This is a genomic window from Ideonella sp., assembly GCF_041287625.1.
Classification (GTDB): domain Bacteria; phylum Pseudomonadota; class Gammaproteobacteria; order Burkholderiales; family Burkholderiaceae_C; genus Ideonella.
In genome coordinates, this window is sequence record NZ_JBGGNH010000031.1 from 165,710 (window position 1) to 186,853 (window position 21,144).

General features: G+C 68.2%; 17 protein-coding genes and 1 pseudogene. 3 read left to right on the forward strand and 15 right to left on the reverse strand.

Annotated elements, in window-relative coordinates:
* Positions 1 to 9: 9 nt before the first annotated feature.
* From ACAH41_RS12735 to ACAH41_RS12790, 12 genes and pseudogenes are all read right to left on the reverse strand, one after another.
* Entirely contained in the window at positions 10 to 1,290 is a 1,281-nt protein-coding gene (locus ACAH41_RS12735) for a TRAP transporter large permease subunit (protein ID WP_325651238.1), read from the reverse strand.
* An 11-nt stretch (positions 1,291 to 1,301) separates the two neighbouring features.
* Entirely contained in the window at positions 1,302 to 1,886 is a 585-nt protein-coding gene (locus tag ACAH41_RS12740) for a TRAP transporter small permease (protein WP_325651241.1), read from the reverse strand.
* A gap of 447 nt (positions 1,887 to 2,333) precedes the next feature.
* Positions 2,334 to 2,981: a TetR family transcriptional regulator gene (locus ACAH41_RS12745; protein WP_370538318.1), complete on the reverse strand. Its 648-nt coding sequence runs from the start codon at positions 2,979 to 2,981 to the stop codon at positions 2,334 to 2,336.
* A 187-nt stretch (positions 2,982 to 3,168) separates the two neighbouring features.
* Positions 3,169 to 5,379 carry an S-layer homology domain-containing protein gene (locus ACAH41_RS12750; RefSeq protein WP_325651245.1) on the reverse strand — a complete coding sequence of 737 codons (2,211 nt, stop codon included), beginning with the start codon at positions 5,377 to 5,379 and terminating at the stop codon, positions 3,169 to 3,171.
* 198 nt (positions 5,380 to 5,577) lie between these two features.
* On the reverse strand, positions 5,578 to 6,864 hold the full coding sequence (locus ACAH41_RS12755; RefSeq protein WP_325651248.1) for an MSMEG_0569 family flavin-dependent oxidoreductase: 1,287 nt from the start codon (positions 6,862 to 6,864) through the stop codon (positions 5,578 to 5,580).
* A 49-nt stretch (positions 6,865 to 6,913) separates the two neighbouring features.
* On the reverse strand, positions 6,914 to 7,207 hold the full coding sequence (locus tag ACAH41_RS12760) for an MSMEG_0570 family nitrogen starvation response protein (protein ID WP_325651406.1): 294 nt from the start codon (positions 7,205 to 7,207) through the stop codon (positions 6,914 to 6,916).
* 121 nt (positions 7,208 to 7,328) lie between these two features.
* Positions 7,329 to 8,465, reverse strand: a pseudogene (locus tag ACAH41_RS12765) (MSMEG_0565 family glycosyltransferase); the annotation flags it as partial.
* Positions 8,462 to 9,469: a sll0787 family AIR synthase-like protein gene (locus ACAH41_RS12770; RefSeq protein WP_325651250.1), complete on the reverse strand. Its 1,008-nt coding sequence runs from the start codon at positions 9,467 to 9,469 to the stop codon at positions 8,462 to 8,464. The pseudogene ACAH41_RS12765 and the gene ACAH41_RS12770, both read right to left, overlap by 4 nt.
* Positions 9,462 to 10,058, reverse strand: a complete 597-nt coding sequence (locus ACAH41_RS12775) for an MSMEG_0567/Sll0786 family nitrogen starvation N-acetyltransferase (RefSeq protein ID WP_325651252.1) — start codon at positions 10,056 to 10,058, stop codon at positions 9,462 to 9,464. Before ACAH41_RS12775 ends, ACAH41_RS12770 begins: the two co-directional genes overlap by 8 nt.
* 10 nt (positions 10,059 to 10,068) lie before the next feature.
* Complete coding sequence (locus tag ACAH41_RS12780; RefSeq protein ID WP_325651408.1) at positions 10,069 to 11,151, reverse strand: MSMEG_0568 family radical SAM protein; 1,083 nt, start codon at positions 11,149 to 11,151, stop codon at positions 10,069 to 10,071.
* Between the two features lie 19 nt (positions 11,152 to 11,170).
* Positions 11,171 to 12,163 (reverse strand): Nit6803 family nitrilase, encoded by a 993-nt coding sequence (locus ACAH41_RS12785; protein WP_325651254.1) that lies wholly within the window; start codon positions 12,161 to 12,163, stop codon positions 11,171 to 11,173.
* Positions 12,164 to 12,172: 9 nt separating this feature from the next.
* The gene (locus ACAH41_RS12790) at positions 12,173 to 12,655 is read right to left on the reverse strand and encodes an MSMEG_0572/Sll0783 family nitrogen starvation response protein (protein ID WP_141290016.1); all 483 of its coding nucleotides are present in this window, start codon (positions 12,653 to 12,655) and stop codon (positions 12,173 to 12,175) included.
* Between the two features lie 313 nt (positions 12,656 to 12,968).
* Between ACAH41_RS12790 and ACAH41_RS12795 the strand changes: the two genes are divergently transcribed.
* Genes ACAH41_RS12795 through ACAH41_RS12805 form a run of 3 tightly spaced genes read left to right on the forward strand, consistent with a single transcriptional unit; the run spans position 12,969 to position 17,666 of the window.
* The gene (locus ACAH41_RS12795) at positions 12,969 to 14,348 is read left to right on the forward strand and encodes a PLP-dependent aminotransferase family protein (protein ID WP_325651257.1); all 1,380 of its coding nucleotides are present in this window, start codon (positions 12,969 to 12,971) and stop codon (positions 14,346 to 14,348) included.
* A 52-nt stretch (positions 14,349 to 14,400) separates the two neighbouring features.
* The gene (locus ACAH41_RS12800; RefSeq protein WP_325651258.1) at positions 14,401 to 15,498 is read left to right on the forward strand and encodes a proline iminopeptidase-family hydrolase; all 1,098 of its coding nucleotides are present in this window, start codon (positions 14,401 to 14,403) and stop codon (positions 15,496 to 15,498) included.
* 47 nt (positions 15,499 to 15,545) lie between these two features.
* Positions 15,546 to 17,666: a beta-galactosidase gene (locus ACAH41_RS12805; RefSeq protein ID WP_325651259.1), complete on the forward strand. Its 2,121-nt coding sequence runs from the start codon at positions 15,546 to 15,548 to the stop codon at positions 17,664 to 17,666.
* A gap of 350 nt (positions 17,667 to 18,016) precedes the next feature.
* Here ACAH41_RS12805 and ACAH41_RS12810 read toward each other — a convergent pair whose 3' ends face one another.
* From ACAH41_RS12810 to ACAH41_RS12820, 3 genes are read right to left on the reverse strand one after another with little or no spacing between them, the layout of a single operon-like run.
* Positions 18,017 to 19,402 carry an FUSC family protein gene (locus ACAH41_RS12810; protein ID WP_325651260.1) on the reverse strand — a complete coding sequence of 462 codons (1,386 nt, stop codon included), beginning with the start codon at positions 19,400 to 19,402 and terminating at the stop codon, positions 18,017 to 18,019.
* A 25-nt stretch (positions 19,403 to 19,427) separates the two neighbouring features.
* Complete coding sequence (locus ACAH41_RS12815; protein ID WP_325651262.1) at positions 19,428 to 20,075, reverse strand: RES family NAD+ phosphorylase; 648 nt, start codon at positions 20,073 to 20,075, stop codon at positions 19,428 to 19,430.
* Positions 20,075 to 20,719: a hypothetical protein gene (locus ACAH41_RS12820; protein WP_325651263.1), complete on the reverse strand. Its 645-nt coding sequence runs from the start codon at positions 20,717 to 20,719 to the stop codon at positions 20,075 to 20,077. The genes ACAH41_RS12815 and ACAH41_RS12820 overlap by 1 nt, the downstream gene beginning before the upstream one ends.
* Between the last annotated feature and the right edge of the window lie 425 nt (positions 20,720 to 21,144).

The window sequence follows — 21,144 nt, forward strand, 5'->3', positions numbered from 1 at the left end:
GTCAGGTGTTCAGCTGTGGAACCAGCGCGCAGGGCCGGTGACCAGCCAGGGGAAGAACACCATCAGGAACATCACGATGAACTGCGCGGTCATGAAGGGCAGCACGCCGCGCGTGACCTCGTCCATCTTCATGCGGCCCACGCCGGCCACCACGTTGAGCACCGTGCCCACCGGCGGCGTGATCAGGCCGATGGCGTTGTTGATGATGAACAGCACGCCGAAGTAGACCGGGTCGATGCCGGCGGCCCTGACCACCGGCATCAGCACCGGCGTCATGATCAGGATGGTGGGCGTCATGTCCATCGCCGTGCCCACGGCCATCACCAGCACCATCATCGCGATCAGCAGCAGCGTCTGGTTGCCCATGAAGGGTTCGAGCAGCGCGATCATCTTGGACGGGATGTCGGCCACCGTGATCAACCAGGCCGAGACCATGGCCGCGGCGACCAGGAACATGATCACTGCGGTGGTCTTCGCGGCGGTCACGAACACATCCTTCAGCTGGCGCCAGTGCAGCTCGCGGTACACCAGCGTGGAGACCAGCAGCGCATAGACCGCCGCGACCACCGCCGCTTCGGTCGGCGTGAACACGCCCATCTTCAGTCCGACGACGACGATCACCGGCAGGCCCAGCGCCCAGGTCGATTCCTTCAGCGCATGCAGCCGCTCGGCCATGCTGGCCTTGGGCGGCGGCACGATGTTCTCGCGCTTGGCCACCCACCACCAAGCGATGGCAATGCTCAAGGCCATCAGCAGCCCCGGCACGATGCCGGCGAGGAACAGCTTGCTGATCGAGACGTTGGCTGCCACGCCGAAGATCACGAAGCCGATGGACGGCGGGATCACCGGCGCGATGATGCCGGCCGAGGCGATCAGGCCGCCGGCACGCGCCTTGTCATGGCCGGCGCGCACCATCATCGGCAGCAGCAGTGAGGCCAGCGCCGCGGTGTCGGCCACGGCCGAGCCGGACAGCGCCGCCAGCATGCAGGCCGCGACGATGGCCACGAAGCCCAGCCCGCCGCGGCGGTGGCCCACCAGCGTCAGCGCCAGCTTGACGATGCGGCGCGACAGCCCGCCCACGTTCATCACCTCGCCGGCCAGCATGAAAAACGGCACCGCCAGCAGCGGGAAACTGTCGGCCCCGTTGATCACGTTCTGCGCCAGGATCTGCGCGTCGAACATGTCCAGGTGCCACATCAGCGCCACACCCGATAGCAGCAGTGAATAGGCGATGGGCACGCCCAGCGCCATCACGGCGAGCAGCGAACCGAGGAAGATGAAAACGGTCATGCGAGGCTTCTTTAACGCGGGAAGGTCATCGAGTTCGGGCCCTGCCCGATGGGCGGCGCCTTGCCGTGGCCCAGCGCTTCCATGGCCGCCAGGTCCTCCGACTCCTGCACCATCACCAGCTCGTCGTCGGCCAGCTGGCCGCTGAGCGTGCGCACCAGGTCGCGCAGCAGCAGCACCGCGGAAGACACCGCGAACAGCACGCCCGAGCCATAGAAGATCGCCATCGAAGCCCCGGTCACCGGCGCCTGCACGTCCCAGTTGATGCGGGCCTGCGCCAGGCTGCCGGAGAACAGCAGCCAGGTGGCGTACAGCATCAGCAGCTGGCCCAGCGCCAGGCAGACCTTCTTGCCTGTCGGACCCAGGCGCGAGACCAGCATGTCCGAGCCCAGGTGGCCGTGATCGCGCAGCGCGACGATGGCGCCCAGGAAGGTCATCCACACGAACAGCCAGCGGCTGAGTTCCTCGCTGACGGCAATGCCCGAATTGAAGCCGTAGCGCAGCAGCACATTGCCGAACACCAGCAGCACCATCAGCGCCAGCATCAGCGCAATCGTGTACTCCAGCAGGCGGCAGTAGCCGTCGATCAGTTTCTTCACCGTGTCTCCTTGGGGCGCCGCGCGCCGGCCCTGGCGAGTCGCGCCTGTCCCGGCGCGATCTCCATGACACACAATGTACGAACTAGTTCGTTTTTAACAAACGGGGTTTTCCCCTGCGGCGCAACACACTCCCGGCAAGTTTTGACGTCAACGCCGCACCATCTCCGCAGTGCGACATGCCAGCGTCAGGCCGGCGTTTGCGTCTTCAACCTGGCAAGCATGTCCTTGAGCGTGATGTGTCCGATGACTCGCAGAAGACGACCCTCCAGTGCATAGTGGGCTGCTCGCGCCGGCGGGCACTCCGGGGCGAAGTCCTCGTGCTCGTTGTTGATGACAACAAACTCGCGCTCGACTCAGGTCGCCACATCATTGACGATGCCTTGGGCAACTTTCGTAAGTCGTTGCGAGGTCCAGCCAGCAAAGCGCATGGAAGCCCGCTGTCCTGCGCTACTTCAGCACGTAGCGCACGACCATCTCGGTGACGTTGCTGCGGCGCGCCGCGAGGTTCCCGGCTGCCTGCATGTCGCGCTTGAAGATCAGCCCGAAGGTGTGCTGGTTCGAGACATTGAAGAAGCTCAATGCGGAGATCGACGCATGGATGTCGATCGCGTCCAGCCCGGCGCGGAACACGCCCTCGGCCACACCGCGCTCGTAGAGCTGGCGGATCGCGTCGATGGCCGGCACGTTGAGTTGCTGGATGTTGCTGCTCTGGGCAATGAACTGCCCGCGGTTCATGTTCTCGGACATCACCAGCCGGATGTACTGCGGGTGGCCCTGGTGGTGGTCGAAGGTGAACTCCACCAGCCGGCGCAGCGCCTGCTCCGGCGGCAGGTCTTCGAGCTGCTGCTGCGACTCGATGGCACGCATGCGCCGGTAGGCCTCCTCCAGCACGGCCAGGTACAGCCCGTCCTTGCTGCCGAAGTAGTAGTAGATCATCCGCTTGCTGGTGTGCGTGGCGTCGGCGATCTCATCGATGCGCGCCCCCGCCCAACCCTTCTCGGCGAACTCCCGGTAGGCCACCTCCAGGATGCCGGCCATCGTGCGCTCCGGGTCGTTGGTGCGGCTGGGGGCCTTTGCGCCGGCCGCAGCCGTCACGGGTCTTGCCGGTGCGGGCTTGGCGGCCTTGCTGGCTGCCTTCACCCGCTGCCTGACCGCCCCTTTGGCAGCAGTGCCCGCCCCGCCAGCGTCATGCTCAACCGCGGCCACTGGCATCTTCGCAAGATGTACCCTTTGGTTCATTTGACGAGTATAGGTGGGGGGCCAGGGTCACGCCCCCCCGGCGTCAGGCCAGCATTTGCACCGTGAAGGTGTAGGTGCTGCTGACGCTTGCGTCGGCAGAGACCAGCTCGACGGTAAAGGTGCTGCCGGCGGACACGGCCACCGAGGCACTCGCGCCCACCGCAAGCGCCGCACCGTCGAGCTTCATGGCGCTGACCTTGCTGGACAGTGGTGTGGGCGTGACCACGATGCTGCTGCTGCCGCGAGGCACCAGGACGGTGTAGGCGTAGGTCCAGGGGTCGAACTTGTCGGGCAGCGTGTTGGGTGTCCCGTTGACGGGCGCGGCCCACGAGACATCCACCCCCACCAGCGTGCCGCCAATGAAGGCAATGTGGCTCAACACCGCGTATTGCCGGTAGCCCTGCGCGGTGTTGTAGTCGACCGTCACGTTGCAGGGGTAGGCGGTGGTGGGCTTGCTGAAGTAGTCCACCGGGGCGGCATATTTGCCGATCGGGCCGATCGCGAGCCAGTTCTTGTCCCGCCACATGTCGCCCACGATGCTCATGCGGTCGCCCACCTTGGTCCCGCCGCGAATGGAGGGCAGCGCAACCGCATTGCCACCATCGATCAGTTGCTGAAAGCAGGTCACGAAGTTGTTGATGCAGGCCATGCCGACCGAGACCTCCTGATGCGCATTGGTCACCTCGACGATCTCGCCCGAGGTGCTGCTGCGCCGGTAGTTGGCGATCAACTGCCGGGTGAGCGACAGGAACAAGTCGACCTTGACACTCTGGTACTGCGTCGTGTCTGCGGTGTGCGGGCGGTTGCAACCCCACATGTCCGAGCCGAAGACCCAGCCGGTCTGATTGACGATGAAGGTCAGCGTGCCATTGGTATGGCCCGGCTGAACCCAGGCCGTGCCTTGCACGTTGCCCAGGTCCAGGACCTGCCCGTCGGCAATGGCCACCGCCGCGGTGCCGGCGGCCTGGAAGTCCGGCCGGCTCGATGCCATGAAGGCCGCCTTCTCGATGGCCGAGGCATACAGCGTCACGCCAGCGGAGGTGAAGTTGTAGATCTGCTCGGCGTGGTCCGGGTGGTTGTGGCCCACCATCACGTCGTAGGGCTTGGTGGCAAGGGTGTCGATGAAGGCCTTCAGGTTGGCCTTCTGGTAGCCATACTCGCCGCAATCGAAGACCAGCCCCCGGCTGCTGCCTTCGATGTAGAAGACAAAGGCCTGGTAGTACTCGGCCGGGTTGTTGATCTTCCACACCGTGGGCGTGGTGGCGGTACCGGCATGCATCAGCCGCGCCTGGAAGTTGCCCACCTGCGGGCGCACGATGTTCCACATGAATTCACGCACGGCGCTGGTCGCAAGCCCGTCCTTCTTGGCCACAGCCTTGAGGCGATAGAGCCGGGAATCCGTGGTGGAACTCAGCGGGTTGACGAACTGCAACACGCCATCGACGGTGAAGTCGTACACCGCGCCGGCCGTGAGCGGGTCTGGCGGCTCGCTGCCGTCGTAGGTGAAGGTGTAGTAGATCGTCGCGCCCTCGGTGGGCGTGGAGATGCGCACGTAGCGGCGCGGGGCGGTGGTACCCGCCTTGCACATCACCTGCGGCGGGGACACCTGCTTGGCCTGGATGGCGGCCAGAATGGCTGCAGCCTCAGCAGCCGTGAGCGTGCCCGCGGGCTGGAAGGTGGTGGCAGTTGTACCCGCCATGTAGCCCGCCGCCAGCATCGCATTCACGCTGGCCCGGCGGGAAGCGCTGACGCTGCTGGCGTCGCCGAAAGCGGCCAGCGCGTCGGTGGTGGCCGCGGGAACCTTGAAGGCCAGGGCGTACATCTCCGCTGCGTCCTCGCGGGTCACCGCCGCTTCGGGCCGGAAGTCGCCCTGGGCGTTGCTGACCACGCCCTCCTCCAGCGCCGTCTCGATCTGCCTCGCATACGGCGTCACGCCCAGCAGGACATCGGCAAAGGTCGGCTGAACGGCCTTGTACTGGTCGTTGTACTGGGAGGAGTGCACCCAATCGAAGCTGTCGGCAATCGTGGCCACAAACGCGGCCCGGCTCAGCGCTGCCGGCGCGGGCGGCGGGGCGGGTGCGGGCGCCGGGTCATTGCCGTCGTCGCATGCAGACAGCGTCACCGTCGAGCCCAGGATGGCCGGCGCGCCCAGCAACTTGCCAAAGAAGCGCCGCGTCATGCGCTGGGGAACAGCAGCATCGGGGCTGGGCAGCGTGGCGGTGTCGAGCGGAACAGGAACGCGGCGTTGGGTCATGCGATGTCTCCAAATGTCTGGGATTTGGCAAAAATGAACTATTCAGTTCGTTCATTACAGGCCTCAAAAAAATGCCGGCATTCGGTGCGGGCATTCAAATCAAACGGCAGGGGAGGCATCTTCTGCATCGTCGCGGCGTCCTGCCATAGTGGAATACGCGCACCCGGCTGGAAACCCCGCCGGGCATGCGGGTCCGTCTCAGGCTGGGCACCCGAGCTGTTGCGCAGGCCTGGCCGCGGCGAGCAGCGCGCTGCGCCGCTCAGTGATGCAGGCCGCGAGAAAGGCGGCGTCGCGGTCCACTCCCGAAAATCGCCCAGAGCCCCAGGTGTGCAGCCACGGCAGGCCCAGCACGTAGAGGCCTGGCACGGCGGTCACACCGCGTTCATGCACCGGGTGACCACGGCCGTTGAAGATCGGCGCGTCCAGCCATCGGAAGTCCGGTGAGAAGCCGATGCACCAGATGACCGAGGTGATGCCGGACGCCGCCAGCGAGAGCGTCTCGCGCTCGCCCTCCGGCTGCCACACCGGCGTGTAGACGCTGGGCGGCGGCGCGTCGAGGCCCTGCCGCGCGATGTGCTGGTCGATGCTGGCGTTGATGCTGTTGTAGGTGCGGTCAGCGCCGTCCAGCGCGGCCCGCAGCGTGGGCGCAAAGCGCAGCGTGTCGCCGTCCAGTGCCTGCAGCGAGCCGTAAAGCTGCATGCCTTCAAGGGCGAAACGGCGCAGGTCAATGTCGCGCCCGCCGTCGCGGCCGGTCACGTAGTGGTTGGTGTTGTCGCGCACGCCTTCGCGCAGCGGGTGGGCGGTGACCGGCATGTCGTAGTAACCCATGTCGGCCAGCCAGTCGACCACGTCGCGCCCGCGGTAGAAGCGCGCGCAGCGCGGCGCGTCGCCCACCGCCAGCACCACCTCGCGACCGGCAAGGTGCAGGTCCTCGGCGATCTGCGCGCCGCTCTGCCCGGCGCCGACGACCAGCACCTTGCCCGGCGGCAACTGCGCCGGGTTGCGGTAGTCGGCCGAATGCAGCTGCGTGACCGAGGCCGGCAAGCGCTCGGCCAGGCGCGGCACGATGGGCTGGTGATAGCCGCCGGATGCGACCACAACTTGATCGGCGGTGCATTCGCCATCGCTGCTCTTCACCAGGAAGCGCCCATCCGGCAGCGGCTTCACCGACTCGACCGACACACCCTCGCGCAGCGGCGGCTGCAACTTGGCCCGGAACCCGTCCAGGTAAGCCGCGATCTCGCTTTTGTTCATGAAGCCATGCGGGTCGGGCCCGTCGTACGGGTGCCCTGGCAGCGCGCACTGCCAGTTCGGCGTGACCAGCGTGAAACTGTCCCAGCGCTGCGTGCGCCAGGTGTGCATGGCCTTGTGCTTTTCCAGCACCAGGTGGTCCACGCCGGCCGACTGAAGGTGATGGCTCAGCGACAAGCCCGCCTGCCCTCCGCCGACGATGAGCACACTGTGATGAGCAAGCGAAGCAGACATGGCGTGTTGCCTTTCTCTAAATGGGGTCAGAGTCGATTAAAAAGGCGCCTCAATCGGCCGGGCCGAAAGCCAGCAGTCGAACGCTGGCTTCCGGCGTTTGCGCGAAGGCCGCGGCGCGGCGCTCGGTGGCGCCGAGCTGGTCGCTGGCACGCGAGCAGGTGAAGCCGAACTTGGCCTGCACGCGCTCGTTGGCAATGGCCGTGGCTTCGCGCAGGCGGCGCAGGAACTCGGGCAGCGGGTAGTCCTGCTGCAGCGCAAAGAAGTCCTGGATCACCAGCGAAGGCGAGTAGCAGGTGGTCTCGCTGGCGTCGGGCCAGCGGACGGTGTAGTGCATGGCGGGCATGGTGGCTCCGGTGAGTTCGAGTTCGGGAAGGGATGTCGCAGGACAACGCGTCGCGCTCGGCTTGGTCGGCGCGGCTCACGCCCGTGCGCAACACGCGCCGTTGCAGCACACGCTGGTACCAGCCTTCGTGCAGCGCCGCGCTGCGGGCCCAGCTGTGCGCCACGCAGACTGGCGGCGGTTGGTGCAGGCGTTGTGCCAGGGCGGCCTGCTGCAGGCCACGCGCGATGGAGCTGACATCCTCGGGCTCGCACCAGGCCACGGCAGGTGTGCCGGCCAGGTGCTCGGTGAACGGCGCCCGGCGCGAGACCAGCACCGGCGTGCCGCAGGCCAGCGCTTCGAGCGCCACCAGCCCGAAGCCTTCGACCAGCGAGGGCATGGCCAGCAGGCGCGCGCGCCGCATCAGCGCCGGCAGCGCAGCATCTTCGACGGCCCCCAGGCGCAGCACCGGCGCACCCGGTCCTTCGGTGAGGCCCAGTGCCGCCAAAGCCGCCTGCCAGCCGCGCAACGCGCTGCTGTGGTCCAGCAGGCTGGCGCCGCCGGCAATGACGAGGCGCGCATCGGCCCAGGCCGGATCGTTCGCGCGCAAAGCCCCGAAGGCCTGCAACAGGCGCACGCTGTTCTTGCGCTGCTCCACGCCGCCAACGGCCAGGCAGATGGGTGCGTCGTCCAACAGCCCCAGCGCCGCGAGTTGCCCAGCGTCGCCGGCCACTGCGCCGGACTGGAAGCGCTCAAGGTTCACGCCGTTGAACATGCGGGCCGCGCGTTGTCCGTGTTCGCGCAGCAGGCGCTCGCACCAGGTGTCGCTGACGCAGGCGACCGCGTCGGCCGCCTGCCAGGCGCGCTGCTGCCATTGCGCCAGTTGCGGCTGGGCGAAGCTGTCCAGGTGATGCACCGTGCGCACCCATGCCGGCAGGTCCGGGCAGCGGCGGCGCAGCGTGGCCAGCGCGTTGCCGCTGAGGCTGTCCTGCGCATGCAGCAGATCGAAGCGGCCACGCAACAGCGCCGGCAGGCCGCGTTCCAGGCCGGCAATGCGCTGGCCGACTTGCTGCACCAGGTCGCCCGTGACCTCGGGCAGCGGCAGCAGCGCAACCTCGCAGCTGGTCGTGCGGAACAACTGCTGCCCCGGCTCGGCGGGCGCCAGCACCGTCACCGCATGACCACGCGCATGCAGCGCCTCGGCCAGCTCCAGCGTGTGCACCACGCCACCACGCGGCAGCACGGAATGCGTGAGCAGGGCGATGCGCAGCTTCTCGGTCATTTCGAGCTCCCGCTGCCGATGAACGGCGTTTCGCTCAGGTCCCACAGCGTGGCCGCCGCGTCACCCAGGCTGAGCTGCAGCTGGGTGCCCGCAGTGACTTCGCCCACATCGGCGCAGGCAATGCCATGCGCGGCAAATCGCGCCATGACCTCGGCCACATGCGCCGGCCGCACGCTGAGCACAAAGCCGAAGCTGGGGAACGCGCCCAGCCAGCGAAGCCGTGCGGCCTCTGCAGCGTCGCCCTCCTCCGCCCAATCCGGCGTGCAGGGCGGCAGTGGCAAGCGGTCCAACGCGATGCGCGCGCCGACGCCCGAACTCTCCAGCAGCATCAGCGTGGTGCCCAGCACGCCCGCCATGCTGATGTCCTTGCCGGCATCGCACAGCCCGGCTTCGGCAAGCGCGGGCAACAGCGCGAGGTCGGCGCGCAGCCGCGCCGCAGGCGCCGAGGTGGAGGCGTTCCAGAACGGGTGCGCGCCCTGCCATTCACCACGCAGGTCCACCGCCATCAGCAGCCGGTCGCCCGGCTTTGCGGCGAAGCTGCTGATCAAGCGCTGCGCTCGGCCCAGCACTGCGACCGCCAACTGCGCGCTGCTGCTGCGCAGATTGGTGTGGCCGCCCACCAGCGGCACGCCGTAGCGCTCGCAGGCGGCGCGCATGCCGGCCAGCACTTCGGCCGCGTCCGCCTCGCTGGCACTCCACAGCGCGTCCACCACCGCCAGCGGCCGGCCGCCCATCGCGGCAATGTCGCTGAGGTTGACCATCACGGCGCTGTACCCCGCAAACCAGGGCATCGCCTGCACGAAGTCGGCCATCAGGCCTTCGATGGCGAACAGCAGGTGGCCGTCGCCCGCTGCATCGGGCAGCACCGCGCAGTCGTCGCCGTTCGGCACGGCGGTGTGGCCGGTGGTGGAGTGCAGGCGGCTCAGCACGGCGGCGATGTCGCGCTTGTGCACGAAGCCGCGGCTGGTACGCAGCGATGCAACCAGGCTCGATAGCTCAGTCATGACGGCGCCCCTGAGCAAGCACGTAACCCGCATATGGCGTCTCGCACGGCGGGTAGAACGCCAGGTCCGCGCGCATCAGCGCATGCGGCCTGCCGTGCAGCAGTTGCTCGTCCAGCACCTGCCAGTTCAGGCGCTGGAACAGCGGCACGTTCTGCGCCTGCACCTGGGCCAGGAACTCGCGGCAGCCCAGCGCATGGGCGCTGCTCACGGCCAGGCGGATCAGCGTGCTGCCCAGGCGACCATGCTGGCGCCAGCCGCGCTGCACCGCCAGCCGCGAGCCCCACCACAGGCCGGGCGCCGCCTCGTGGATGCGCACGGTGCCCAGCAGTTCGTCTGGCTGGCCGCCCCAGCAGGACAGCGCGACCAGCAGCCGCGTGCTGGGGTTGTGGCGGTCAATGGCGTCGAGGTCGTCGCCGTCGAACAGGCCTTGCTCTTCGCAGAACACCTGGCGGCGCAAGGCCAGCGCCTGGACCTGCATCCACGGGTTGCTGGCCCACTGGATGCGGAATTCTTGTGGCTCGAAGCTCGTTGGCAGCTCGCACCATTTGGGGAGCGGTGGACGGGCAGCCAGATGGGTCGCGAGGTTCATCGTCGTCTCCTCAGCTGGCGAGCGGAGCTTCGTAGCGGGACAGCGTGGAGCAGGCCGCGCAACGGCCGCAGCCGGCCTTGATGTCGCCCGCCCGCATGCCAGCCGCATCCACCAGCGCGCCCAGCGGCGCCAGCACCTCGCGCATGAACTCGGCAGAAGGCGCGGAATGGTCTTCCAGCGGCGTGCCGCTGATGGGCACAAAGGGCACGACAAAGGGGTAGACGCCCAGGGCCAGCAGGCGTTCGCTGGTGGCCAGCAAGGCCTCTGCGCTGTCGCCCAGGCCGGCCAGCAGATAGGTGCTGACCTGGCCGCGGCCGAAGACCTCGACCGCCGCCTCGAAGGCATCCCAATAACGCGCCATCGGCACCTCGGCCTTGCCGGGCAGCAGGCGCTGGCGCAGGTCTTCGCCGATGACTTCCAGGTGCATGCCCAGCGTGTCCACGCCGCTGTCCTTCAGGCGCTGGAACCAGGTGTTGGTGTCCGGCGGTTCGCACTGGGCCTGCAGCGGCAGGTCCACCGCGGCGCGGATGGCGGCGGCGCTTTCGCAGAGGATGGCCGCACCGCGGTCCGGGGTGGGCGGCGTGCCGGTGGTCATCACCATGTGCTTCACGCCATCCAGCTCCACGGCGGCCTTGGCCACTTCGGCCAGTTGTGCCGGCGTCTTGCGGGCAATGGTGCGGCCTGCCGCCAGCGACTGACCAATCGCGCAGAACTTGCAGGCCTTGCGCCGGCTCTCGTAGCGGATGCAGGTCTGCAGCACCGTGGTGGCCAGCACGTCGCTGCCGTGCAGCGTGGCAATGTGCGAATACGGCACGCCTTCGGCCGTCTGCCGGCTGTAGAACTTCGGCTGGCGCGGGAACTGGATCTGCGCGATGGGGATGGCGCCGCGGCGCAGCGTGCTGATGCCGTCTGCCCCTGGCGCGTCGGCCACAAACGGCGAGCTGAACGCGGTGGCGGTGTGCACCGGCACCATCAGCGTCACGCCGTCCACCGTCACGGCCTTGTGGTCCGACGGGCCGGCGCCGCCACGGCGGCTGGCAGCACCCGCGCTCGGGTCCACCAGACGCAGGCCCTGGGACTGCAGCTCGGTCATCAGGTCGCGGGTGGCGAGTTCAAGCATCGAAGGCTCCCGTCAGAGGTTCAGTGAAAGAGGGAGAAGCGCCGGCCGGCAGCGCCAGCGTGGTGGCGGCCGGTTCGCGGCGGATGGCCAGGCTCAGCAGCTCGGGCCGGGCGTAGTGGCCGACCGAATCCATCATGCGTTTGCGCTTGGCGATCAGCGCCATGTCCAGGTCGGCGATCACCAAGCCTTCGCCTTCGGTCAGCGGCTCGGCCAGGTACTTGCCTTCGGGCGAGACGATGGCCGTGTGGCAGCCGCCGCGCAAAGCGCCCTGCAGCTTCTCGTCCGGCGTGATGCTGCGGATCTGCTCCGGGTGCAGCCAGCCGGTGGCGTTGACCACGAAGCAGCCGGCTTCCAGCGCGTGGTGGCGGATGGTCACGCCCATCTGGTCCGCGAAGATGGGGCCCACCAGCGAACCGGGAAACTGCGCGCAGTGGATCTCTTCATGCTCGGCCATCAGCGCGTAACGGGCCAGCGGGTTGTAGTGCTCCCAGCAGGCCAGCGCACCGACACGGCCCACGCGCGTGTCCACCGCCGTCAGCCCCGCGCCGTCGCCCTGGCCCCAGACCATGCGCTCGTGGTAGGTCGGCGTGATTTTGCGGCGCTTGAGCAGCAAGCGGCCATCGGCGTCGAAGATCAGCTGGGTGTTGTAGAGGCTGCCGTGGTCGCGCTCGTTCAGGCCCAGCACCACGACCATGCCCAGCTCGCGCGCCGCGGCGCTCACCGCGTCCGTCACCGGGCCGGGCACGGTCGGCGCGCGGTCCATCAGCAGCAAATGCGGCGGGCCTTGCAGCACCGGTGGCAGCACGAAGGAGAAGTACGGGTAGTAGGGCAGGAAGGTCTCGGGGAAGACGATCAGCTCCACGCCCTGGCGCGCGGCGTCGCGCATGGTTTCGAGCACGCGGGCCAGCGTGCCGTCGGCGCTGTCCAGGTCCGGCGCGATCTGCGCGGCAGCGGCGCGCACGGTCTTCTGCTTCGTGTCAGCCATGGCGTCAGCTCACAGCGTCCAGGTGTCCAAAATGAACGCGCCGGCCTTGCGGTGAAGGAGCACGATGTCCAGCACATCCAGCGGGTTGATCGGGCGCACGCCTTCGATCAGCGCGCCTTCGCCATGGCCGTACAGCGCCTGCAGCGCAAAACGGCAGGCGTAGACCTTGCCGCCTTCGGCGATGAACTTGGTGATCTGGTTGTTGAAGTTCTGGTGGCCTGGGAAGGCCTCGTCGCCCAGCTTCGGAAAACCACGCTTGACGCCCAGCGTCACGCCCGGGCCGTAGAGCAGCACGGAGGTCTCGAAACCCTTGCGCTGCAGCCGTGTGGCCTGCAGCAGGTTGACCAGCCCGATGGAGCCTTCGAAGGCCACGGTGTGGAAGGTCACCAGGGCCTTCTCGCCCGGCTCGGCCTTCACGTCCTCGAAGACTTTCTCTTCGTAGTCGACCAGGAAATCGCCCTTGTGGGCGACGGGGTGCGTGACTTTCGGCATGACAGTGTTCCTCGTGTGGTGGAAGGTGGCCAGCCAACTGCTGGTCACGCCTTTCCTCTTGCGACGGATGTGCCACGGCACCGCGGCGGCGGCCGATCAAGGTGCGATCAACGGGGCGTCGCTGCGCCGCCCGCGTCGCGGCCGTGCCGGACCAGGTTTGCCGGCCTGCACCAAAGCGCATCGCCGGCCATGCAATCAAGGCACCCGATCAATGGCGCGCATGCACCGCGATGCGACGGGCTTTTCGATGCGCGGCGCATGCAATCAGCCCATGCGGCAGGCACACTTGCAGCAGCTCATCCAGCCAAAGCCGATGTCGTTCACGCACTGGGTCCACCGCCTCAAGGGCAGCGCACTGCCGGCCTATCAGCTCATCCCCGAGCTGATCGCCGAGGACTTGCAGCAAGGCAGGCTCGCCCCGCGCGAACGCCTGCCGCCGCTGCGCGACCTGGCGGGCGTGCTGCAGCTGAACTACACCACCGTCGTGCGCGGCTTCGCGGCGGCGCGCGAGCGCGGGTTGATCGCCTCGCGGCCCGGCCTGGGCTCCTACGTGCGCGGCTCCTTCATCGGCCTGCCGCTGCGCGCGGGCACCGGCGCCGAGATGACGATGAACTTGCCGCCGGAGATCGAGGACCACCCCGCGATGCAGGCGCTGCAGGAGCGCGCCGCAGCGCTGGTGACAGCCACGCCGCTGCACGACCTGATGCGCTACCAGGACTTCGGCGGCACCGCACGCGACCGCGAGCTGGGCGCGCAGTGGCTGGCGCCGATGGTGCCGGACGCGACGGCCGAGCGCGTGCTGGTCGCCCCGGGCATCCACAGCGTGCTGCTGGCGCTGGTCTCGCTGCTGGTCAAGCCGGGGCAAAGCCTGTGCGTGGAGGCCATGGTCTATCCCGGTCTGAAGGCGATTGCCGCGCAGCTGAACATCCAGCTGCACCCGCTGGCGATGGACGCCAACGGCCTGCTGCCGGACGAGTTCGAGGCCGCCTGCAAGAGCACGCACGTGGCCGCGCTGTACCTCTGCCCCAACCTGCACAACCCGACCACCGCGACGCTGCCCATCGCCCGCCGCGAGCGCCTGGCCGACATCGCGCTGCGCTACAGCATTCCCATCATCGAGGACGACGCCTACGGCATGCTGCCGGCCGCAGCGCCGCCCGCGCTGGCGGACTACGCGCCCGGCCTCACCTACTACGTCAGCGGCATGTCCAAGTGGCTGGGCGCCGGCGTGCGCACCGCCTACGTGCTGTCGCCCAGCGCCACCGCCACGCAGCGCCTGGCCGGCGCATTGCGCGCCACCACCGTGATGGCCTCACCCTTCATTGCTGCCATCGTCTCCGGCTGGCTGGAGCAAGGTTTGGGTGCAGACGTGCTGGCCGCCGTGCGCAGCGAATGCGCCTGGCGCAGCACGCTGATCCGCGAGCGCCTGGGCCCGCTGGGCGTGCGCACCCACCCGCATGGCTTCCACGCCTGGCTGCCGCTGCCGGTGCCCGAAGACGGCCGCGCACTGGCGCATGACCTCGCGGTCGACCTGCAGGCACTGGGCGTGGCCGCGGTGGCCGGCAGCGCGTTTTCGACGGACCGCCAGCCGCCGGAAGGGCTGCGGCTGTGCCTGGGTGGCGGCTTGACACGGGACGACTGCGGCCGCGCCCTGCAGGCGGTGGCCGAGGCGGTCAACGCGAGCACGGCGTAAGGCCTGTGCTGGGCTAGCATGCGACGCACCTTGGCCCCCATGTCGTTCCGTCATGCCACAACACCTGCCCACCGCCACCGAACCCTCGTCCGAAACGCAAGCCCCTGATCCGCTCCGCCGCCTGTGTGTGACCGCGCTGCCGGCCGCAGCGCTGGCAGGCCTGAGCTTGCCGATGGCCGCCAGCGCGGCCACCGCATCCAGCAAGCCCGCAGCACCAGCGGTGAAGACCGGCGGCGTGCAGATGGTGCCGATCCAGACGCCCAAGGGCACGTTCCGCGTCTGGACCAAGCGCGTGGGTCCCAGCACGGGCCATGCCCCGCGCATCCGCCTGCTGCTGCTGCACGGCGGCCCGGGCGCCACGCATGAATACTTCGAGGCCTTCGAAAGCTTCCTGCCTCAGGCCGGCGTCGAATTCATCTACTACGACCAGCTCGGCTCGGCCTACAGCGACCAGCCAGACGACCCTTCGCTGGTGGACCTGCCGCGCTATGTGGACGAGGTTGAGCAGGTGCGGCAGGCGCTGGGCCTGGGGCCCAAGGACTTCTACCTGCTGGGCCACTCCTGGGGCGGCCTGCTGGCGGTGGAGTACGCACTGCAGCACCAGCAGCACCTGAAGGGCCTGGTGATCTCCAACATGGTCGCCAGCATCCCCGAGTACAACCGCTACGCCCATGACGTGCTGATGCCCGCGATGGACCAGGGCGCGCTCAAGCAGATCCTGGCGCTGGAAAAGGAAGGCCGCTTCGAAGACCCGCAGTACGAAGCCCTGCTGATGAAGCACTTCTACGTGCAGCACGTGCTGCGCATGCCCGAAGACCAGTGGCCCGAGCCGGTGCTGCGCAGCTTCTCGCGCCTGAACCGCAAGATCTACGTGCCGATGCAAGGCCCCAGCGAAATGGGCGCCAGCGGCAAGCTCGAACGCTGGGACCGCATTGCGGACCTGCCGAAGATCCAGGTGCCCACGCTGGCCATCGGCGCCCAGCACGACACGATGGAGCCCGCGCAGATGCAGCTGATTGCCAAGCGCGTGCGCCGCGGCCACTACCTGCACTGCCCGAACGGCGCGCACATGGCCCTCTACGACGACCAGGCCAACTACATGACCGGGCTGATCCGCTTCCTGAAGGACGTGGACGCGGGACGCGCCTGAGCATCAGCCGTCCAAAACACCGTCACCTCCCGGACCAGGAACGCCCCATGCCGCGACGTGCCGCCGCCAGCCCCCGCTTGTCAAAGATCGCCTGGCTGCTGGCAGCGAGCCTGGCCTTGTCCCTGGCGCCGATCCCGCAAGCGCAGGCCCAGGCGACCCGCTACGCAGAAGCGCCGCCGCTGCTGCTCGGCGCGGCCTGGTACCCGGAGCAATGGCCCGAGGCGCAATGGGAGCATGACCTCGCGCTGATGGAGGCTGCGCACATCCAGCTGGTGCGCATCGGCGAGTTCGCCTGGAGCCGGATGGCGCCGCGCGAGGGCGAATACGACTTCGCCTGGCTGGACCACGCCATCGCCGCCGCCGCGCGCCACCACATGGTCGTGGTGCTGGGCACGCCCACCGCCGCGCCGCCTGCGTGGCTCACCCAGAAATACCCCGACACGCTGCGCATGACCGCAGACGGCGTGCGCGACGAGCACGGCAACCGCCAGCAGTTCTCGTTCGCCAGCCGCCGCTACCGCAGCTTCGCCCATGCCATTGCCGAACAGATGGCGCGGCGCTATGGGCACAACCCGAATGTCGTCGGCTGGCAGCTGGACAACGAATACGCCGAAGACTCGTTCGACCCCGAGGCCAAGCAGCAATTCCACGCCTGGCTGGCACGCAAATACGGCAGCATCGCCGCGCTCAACGAACGCTGGGCGACGGCCTACTGGAGCCAGACCTACAACGACTTCGCGCAGATCCCCGTGCGCGCGGCCGATGAGAACCCTGCCCTGTTGCTGGATTGGAAGCGCTTCGTCAGCCAGACCTGGCAGGACTACTCGATCAACCAGGTCCAGGCGATCCGCCCGCACGCCGACCCGCGCCAGTTCATCACCACCAACACCATGGGCTGGTTCGCCGGCTTCGACGCCTACACCGTGCACCAGGCGCTGGACATGGCCGCCTGGGACGACTACGTGGCCGGCGAGCACTACGACTGGGCGGACAACGCGGCGCGCCACGACCTCACCCGCGGCTACAAGCAGCGCAACTTCTGGGTGATGGAAACCCAGCCCGGCTTCGTCAACTGGCGCGCCACCAACGTGGCGCTGCACAAGGGCGAGGTGCGCGCCATGGCCTGGCAGGCGGTTGGCCACGGCGCGGACGCGGTCGCCTACTGGCAGTGGCGCGCGGCACCGAACGGCCAGGAGGAGTACCACGGCACGCTGGTGGGCGCCGACGGCGAGCCCGTGCCGGTGTACAGCGAGATCCAGCAGGTCGGCGCCGAATTCGCCCAGGCTGGCAAAGCCCTGGCCGGCACCACGCCGCAGGCCGACGTGGCACTGATCAACGACTTCGACAGCCGCTGGGCGCTCGGTTTCCAGAAGCACTCGGCCGAGTTCGATCCGGTGGCCGAGATGAAGGCCTTCTACAGGCCGCTGCGCGCGCAGGCGCAGGTCGTTGACGTGATCTCGGCGCTGGCGCCGCTGGCGGGCTACAAGCTGGTGGTTGCGCCTTCGCTCAACGTCCTCACTGAAGCGCAGGCCGCCGCGCTGAAGGCCTATGTGGCGCAAGGCGGCCACCTGGTGCTCGGCCCGCGCAGCGCGATGAAGAATGCCGACAACGGACTGCACCCGCAGCGCCAGCCAGGCCCCCTGGCCGAGCTGCTGGGCGGCAAGGTGGCGCAGTTCTATGCGCTGGACAAGCCGGTGCCAGTGGTCGGCGGCGAGGGTGCCGGCGACATGGCGGCCGGCAGCGCCAGCATCTGGGCCGAGCAACTCCAGGCCAACGACGCGCAAACCGAAGTGCCGCTGCGCTACGGCAAGTCCAACGGCTGGCTGGACGGCCAGCCCGCCGTCCTGACCCGCCGCGTCGGCCAGGGCCGCATCACCTACGTGGGCGCCTGGCTGGACGAGGCCCTGCTCCACCGCCTCACGGCCGGATGGCTGCGCGAGGCCGCCGTCTCCGCGCCGATGCCCGACGTGCCGGCCGAGGTCGAAGTCTGCGTTCGGGGCGACGCGACGCACCTCGTGGTCGTGCTGATCAACCATGGCCAGCAGCCGCAAAAGGTGAAGCTGCCGGCGGCGATGAGCTCGTTGCTGGACCCACACGAGGACGGCGCCACCACCAGCGAGGTGAACCTGGACGCCGAGGGCGTAGCGGTGCTGCAGGGCCAACGCTGAATCGGGCCATGCGTCCATTGAGGCACCCTTATTCGAGACAGTTCTGAATCAGTTCCCAGTGAGACAGTTTTGAATCCGTTCGCACTGAGCCCGTCGAAGTGCCTCTCGCCAGTTCGCCCTGAGGGCCCCTTGCCCGTTCATCCTGAGTGCCCTTGCCCGTTCATCCTGAGCTTGTCGAAGGACAGCTGGCTTCGACAAGCTCAGCCCGAACGGGAGGGGGCTCAGCCCGAACGGGGCTTGTGCCCCGAATTTTGAAGGCATCAATTGGCGCGGCTGTACGACAACCAGGCCTGCATGGCCGACATGCGTCCGCTGCCTGAAGGACGTGGGCGCGGATCGCGCCTGATGGTTCAGGCCTGTAACTTGACGGCCGAGGCGCTGTCCAGTGCCTGCCGCAGCACCAGCAGCGCCGGGCCGATCTCCGCCGGCTCGCGCATGGCCTTGCGGGCCGCAGCCAGGGCCTTGCGCACCTGGCCGGGCGCCTCGCCCTGGGCCAGCATCCGGCAAGCGGGCGCCTGGCAGGCGGCCAGTGTGTCGACCCAGTCGGCAGGCTGCAGCGGGTGCCAGCGCCGCGTCAGCCGCCTCGCCGCACGGAAGGCCGGCGCCACCTTTTCCGCGTTGGCGAGCTGGGCGAGGAAGGGCTGGGCTGAGCGCTCGGTTGCCGCCGGATCACCGGCCTCGGCCAGCGCGGCCAGGGCATCCGCGATGCGTCGCCTCAGCACATCGGTCGAACGCACCGGCAACACGAACCAGGCCGCCGCCACGCCAATCAACGCGCCGATGATGATCTCCGCCAGCCGCAGCCCCAGCACCTCCTGCGCTGGCAGCCCTTCGAAGCCTTGCAGCAGCGCCAGCGCCAGCGTGACGAACAACGCCCACCACGCATAGCCCAACGGCCGCAGCCACAGGCCGAGGAAAACGGCCAGCAGGATCAGCGCCACCGTGCCGCGGTCATGCCCGCCCAGGCCACCGCTCGCGGCCAGCGCGATGACCGTGCCGGCTGCCGCGCCGAGCACGCGCAGCCCGCTCTTGTGGACCACGTCCAGCCGCCCCTGGTTGCCACTGCCGACGATGAACGCCGTCAACACGACCCAGGCCCAGTGCGGCCCGAAAAACAGATGCCCCACCGCGAAGCCCGCCGCCAGCGCCAGCCCCATCTGGATCGCCATCCTGCTGCTGGCAACCGGCCGCAGCCCGCCTGCCTGTGGTGCTGCAGGCAGCATGGGCTCGGGCGGCATGCCGGGCAGGAAGCGCAGCCGCCGCGCCAGCGCGTGCAGCAGGCTGACCCAGAACAGCGCCAGCAGCGCAACGACCACCGTGAGCAACCAGGCCGGCAGTGAGCCGCCCGGCGATGCGGGCAGGTGCGGCGTGATCAGCAGCACCACGAATGGCAGCGCGATCAGCCTTCCCGCCTTGCGCCCGGCATCGCCGAAGCGACGCAGCCAGATGGACGCAGAGAGGACCAGCACAAAAGCGGCTGCCCCCCACCAGGGCCATTCATGCAGCAGCATGGCCACGCCAAATGCTGCCAGGCTGACCAGCGGCAAGGCAATGGCGGCTTCGATCCGGCCACGCCGGTCGCGGTCCAGTTGGCTGCGCGAGAGCGACAGGCACAGCACCACGCCAAGCACCGCCGTGCCAGCCGCCGGCGCAAGGACCAGCGCACAGCCCAAAGTGGCCAGCGCCGCCAGCATGGTGACGATGGCTTCCTTCAGCGAACGCAAGAGCAGGGTCATGGCGGTTTGCCGGTGTTTTGGCGTTTCACACCTCGTGCAGCTTGAGCGCCCGCACCAGCGCCAGCAATCCGGCGCGGCGCGGTCCCACCGCCAAAGGTTCCTCATTCAGCACCTCGAACGGCGGTTCGGGCAGGCGCTGCTTGAACAGCATCAGGCAACGGCCTGCATCATGCCGGCGCGAGCCGTAGGCAATCGCCTGGGCTTGCGGGCATTGGCTGTAGGCGGCCTGGGCCCAGGCGCGGGTCTCGGGGTATTGCGCGGGCAGGCTGTCCACCAGTTGTGCGCGGCTGAGGCCCAGTGCGGGCAGGAATGGGGTGTGGAACTGCACGCAGGCGACCGAGGGCGGCAGCCGCAGCGTCACCAGGTGCAGGTGGCGCAGTTGGTCCACCTCGAACATGCCGGGCGGCTGCAGCACCACGTCATGCAGCACCGATTCCATGTAGCAGGCCAGCGGGTGGCTGGCCGCGTAGTAGGTGTGCACCGGCTCGCCCGGCGCGTGCGCCAGCGGCGCAAAACGCGTGTCTCCCCAGCCTTCGGCGAAGCTGCGGGCGTGGGTTTGAGGAAAGCGCTGGGTGCTGTAGACGTGGTACCAAAGCGGCACCTCTTGCTGCGTGACCGGCAGCACGGTGAAAGCAGCCTCTGCAGGTGGCGCCGGCAATGGCAGGGCCGGCATCAAGCGTGGTAGGTCGCTTGACGCTTCGCGGCTGCGGCCAGTACCGCCTGGCCATGGTCCAGCGAGTCCTTGGGCGCTTCGGCATTCAGCCAGCCGTTCGGGAAGTGGAACCAGCTGGCCAGCACCCACGGGTCCGCCGCCTCGCCCAGGGCCTTCAGCACTTCCTTGACGATGGGCAGCGGCTGGTAAAGCACGTCGAACTGGTAGCGGGCGAAGTACTCTTTGCCGCCGTAGTTGACGCTGAAGATGCGCCCACGCCGCTTCCAGTCGCTGGCAGGGTGGGCCTTGTTGGCAGGCGGGTCGGGCTGCAGCGCATTGATCTGCTCGGCCGTCAGCCAGTCACCCTGGCCAAACACCTCGTTGACCGTCTTCATGCGATGAACCCGGTCCTCCACCAACTCCAGCTGCGGCTCCAGCAGCCCGGTGGCCAACTCGGCCAGCCGGTCCGCACGGCTGAGCACCGTGATCTGCTGGCCGGTGTCCACCATCAAATGCAAGGCCTTCTCCAGCGCAGTCGTGAGCGAAGCCGCCATGGCCGGGTCCAACTCCGCCGGCAAGGCCAACGGCCAAGTCAGCGCCGGCTGCACGCCCAGGTGCGCGCCCTTGTCGCCCGCCGCCTCAGGGGATGTAGAACCGATCGCCATGTGCCGCACTCCTTGGGTTGCCAACATTGCCAGCATCATAGCCTTCATGAGCAAAATTGGCAAAATCAACCAACCGCAACTCCGCACCGTTGCTGGCCGGGTCTGATGCCCGCAAAGTGCCAACTATTTCACGCTCCACCCTTGCTTGCAGTCCAAAGTGAATTTGTCACAGAACCGAGAGCGTTCAAGGCCAAAGAATGGATCGGAGAACGCTGCAGTTGATGGAAATGAGGCGAGCTGGGCCGAAAGGAGTTGAAATGCAAAACGTAGCCAACCATCCTCAGCGAAGCGACGCATCTCGCAAACAATTTGCGGCGGAAAAAAAGACGATACCAATACTGATTCATTGAGAACCGACAAGGACGCACACCTGTAACCAGGCGCCGGGTTTTTGCAGGGATTTTATTGCCGTATGCGCAAACGGA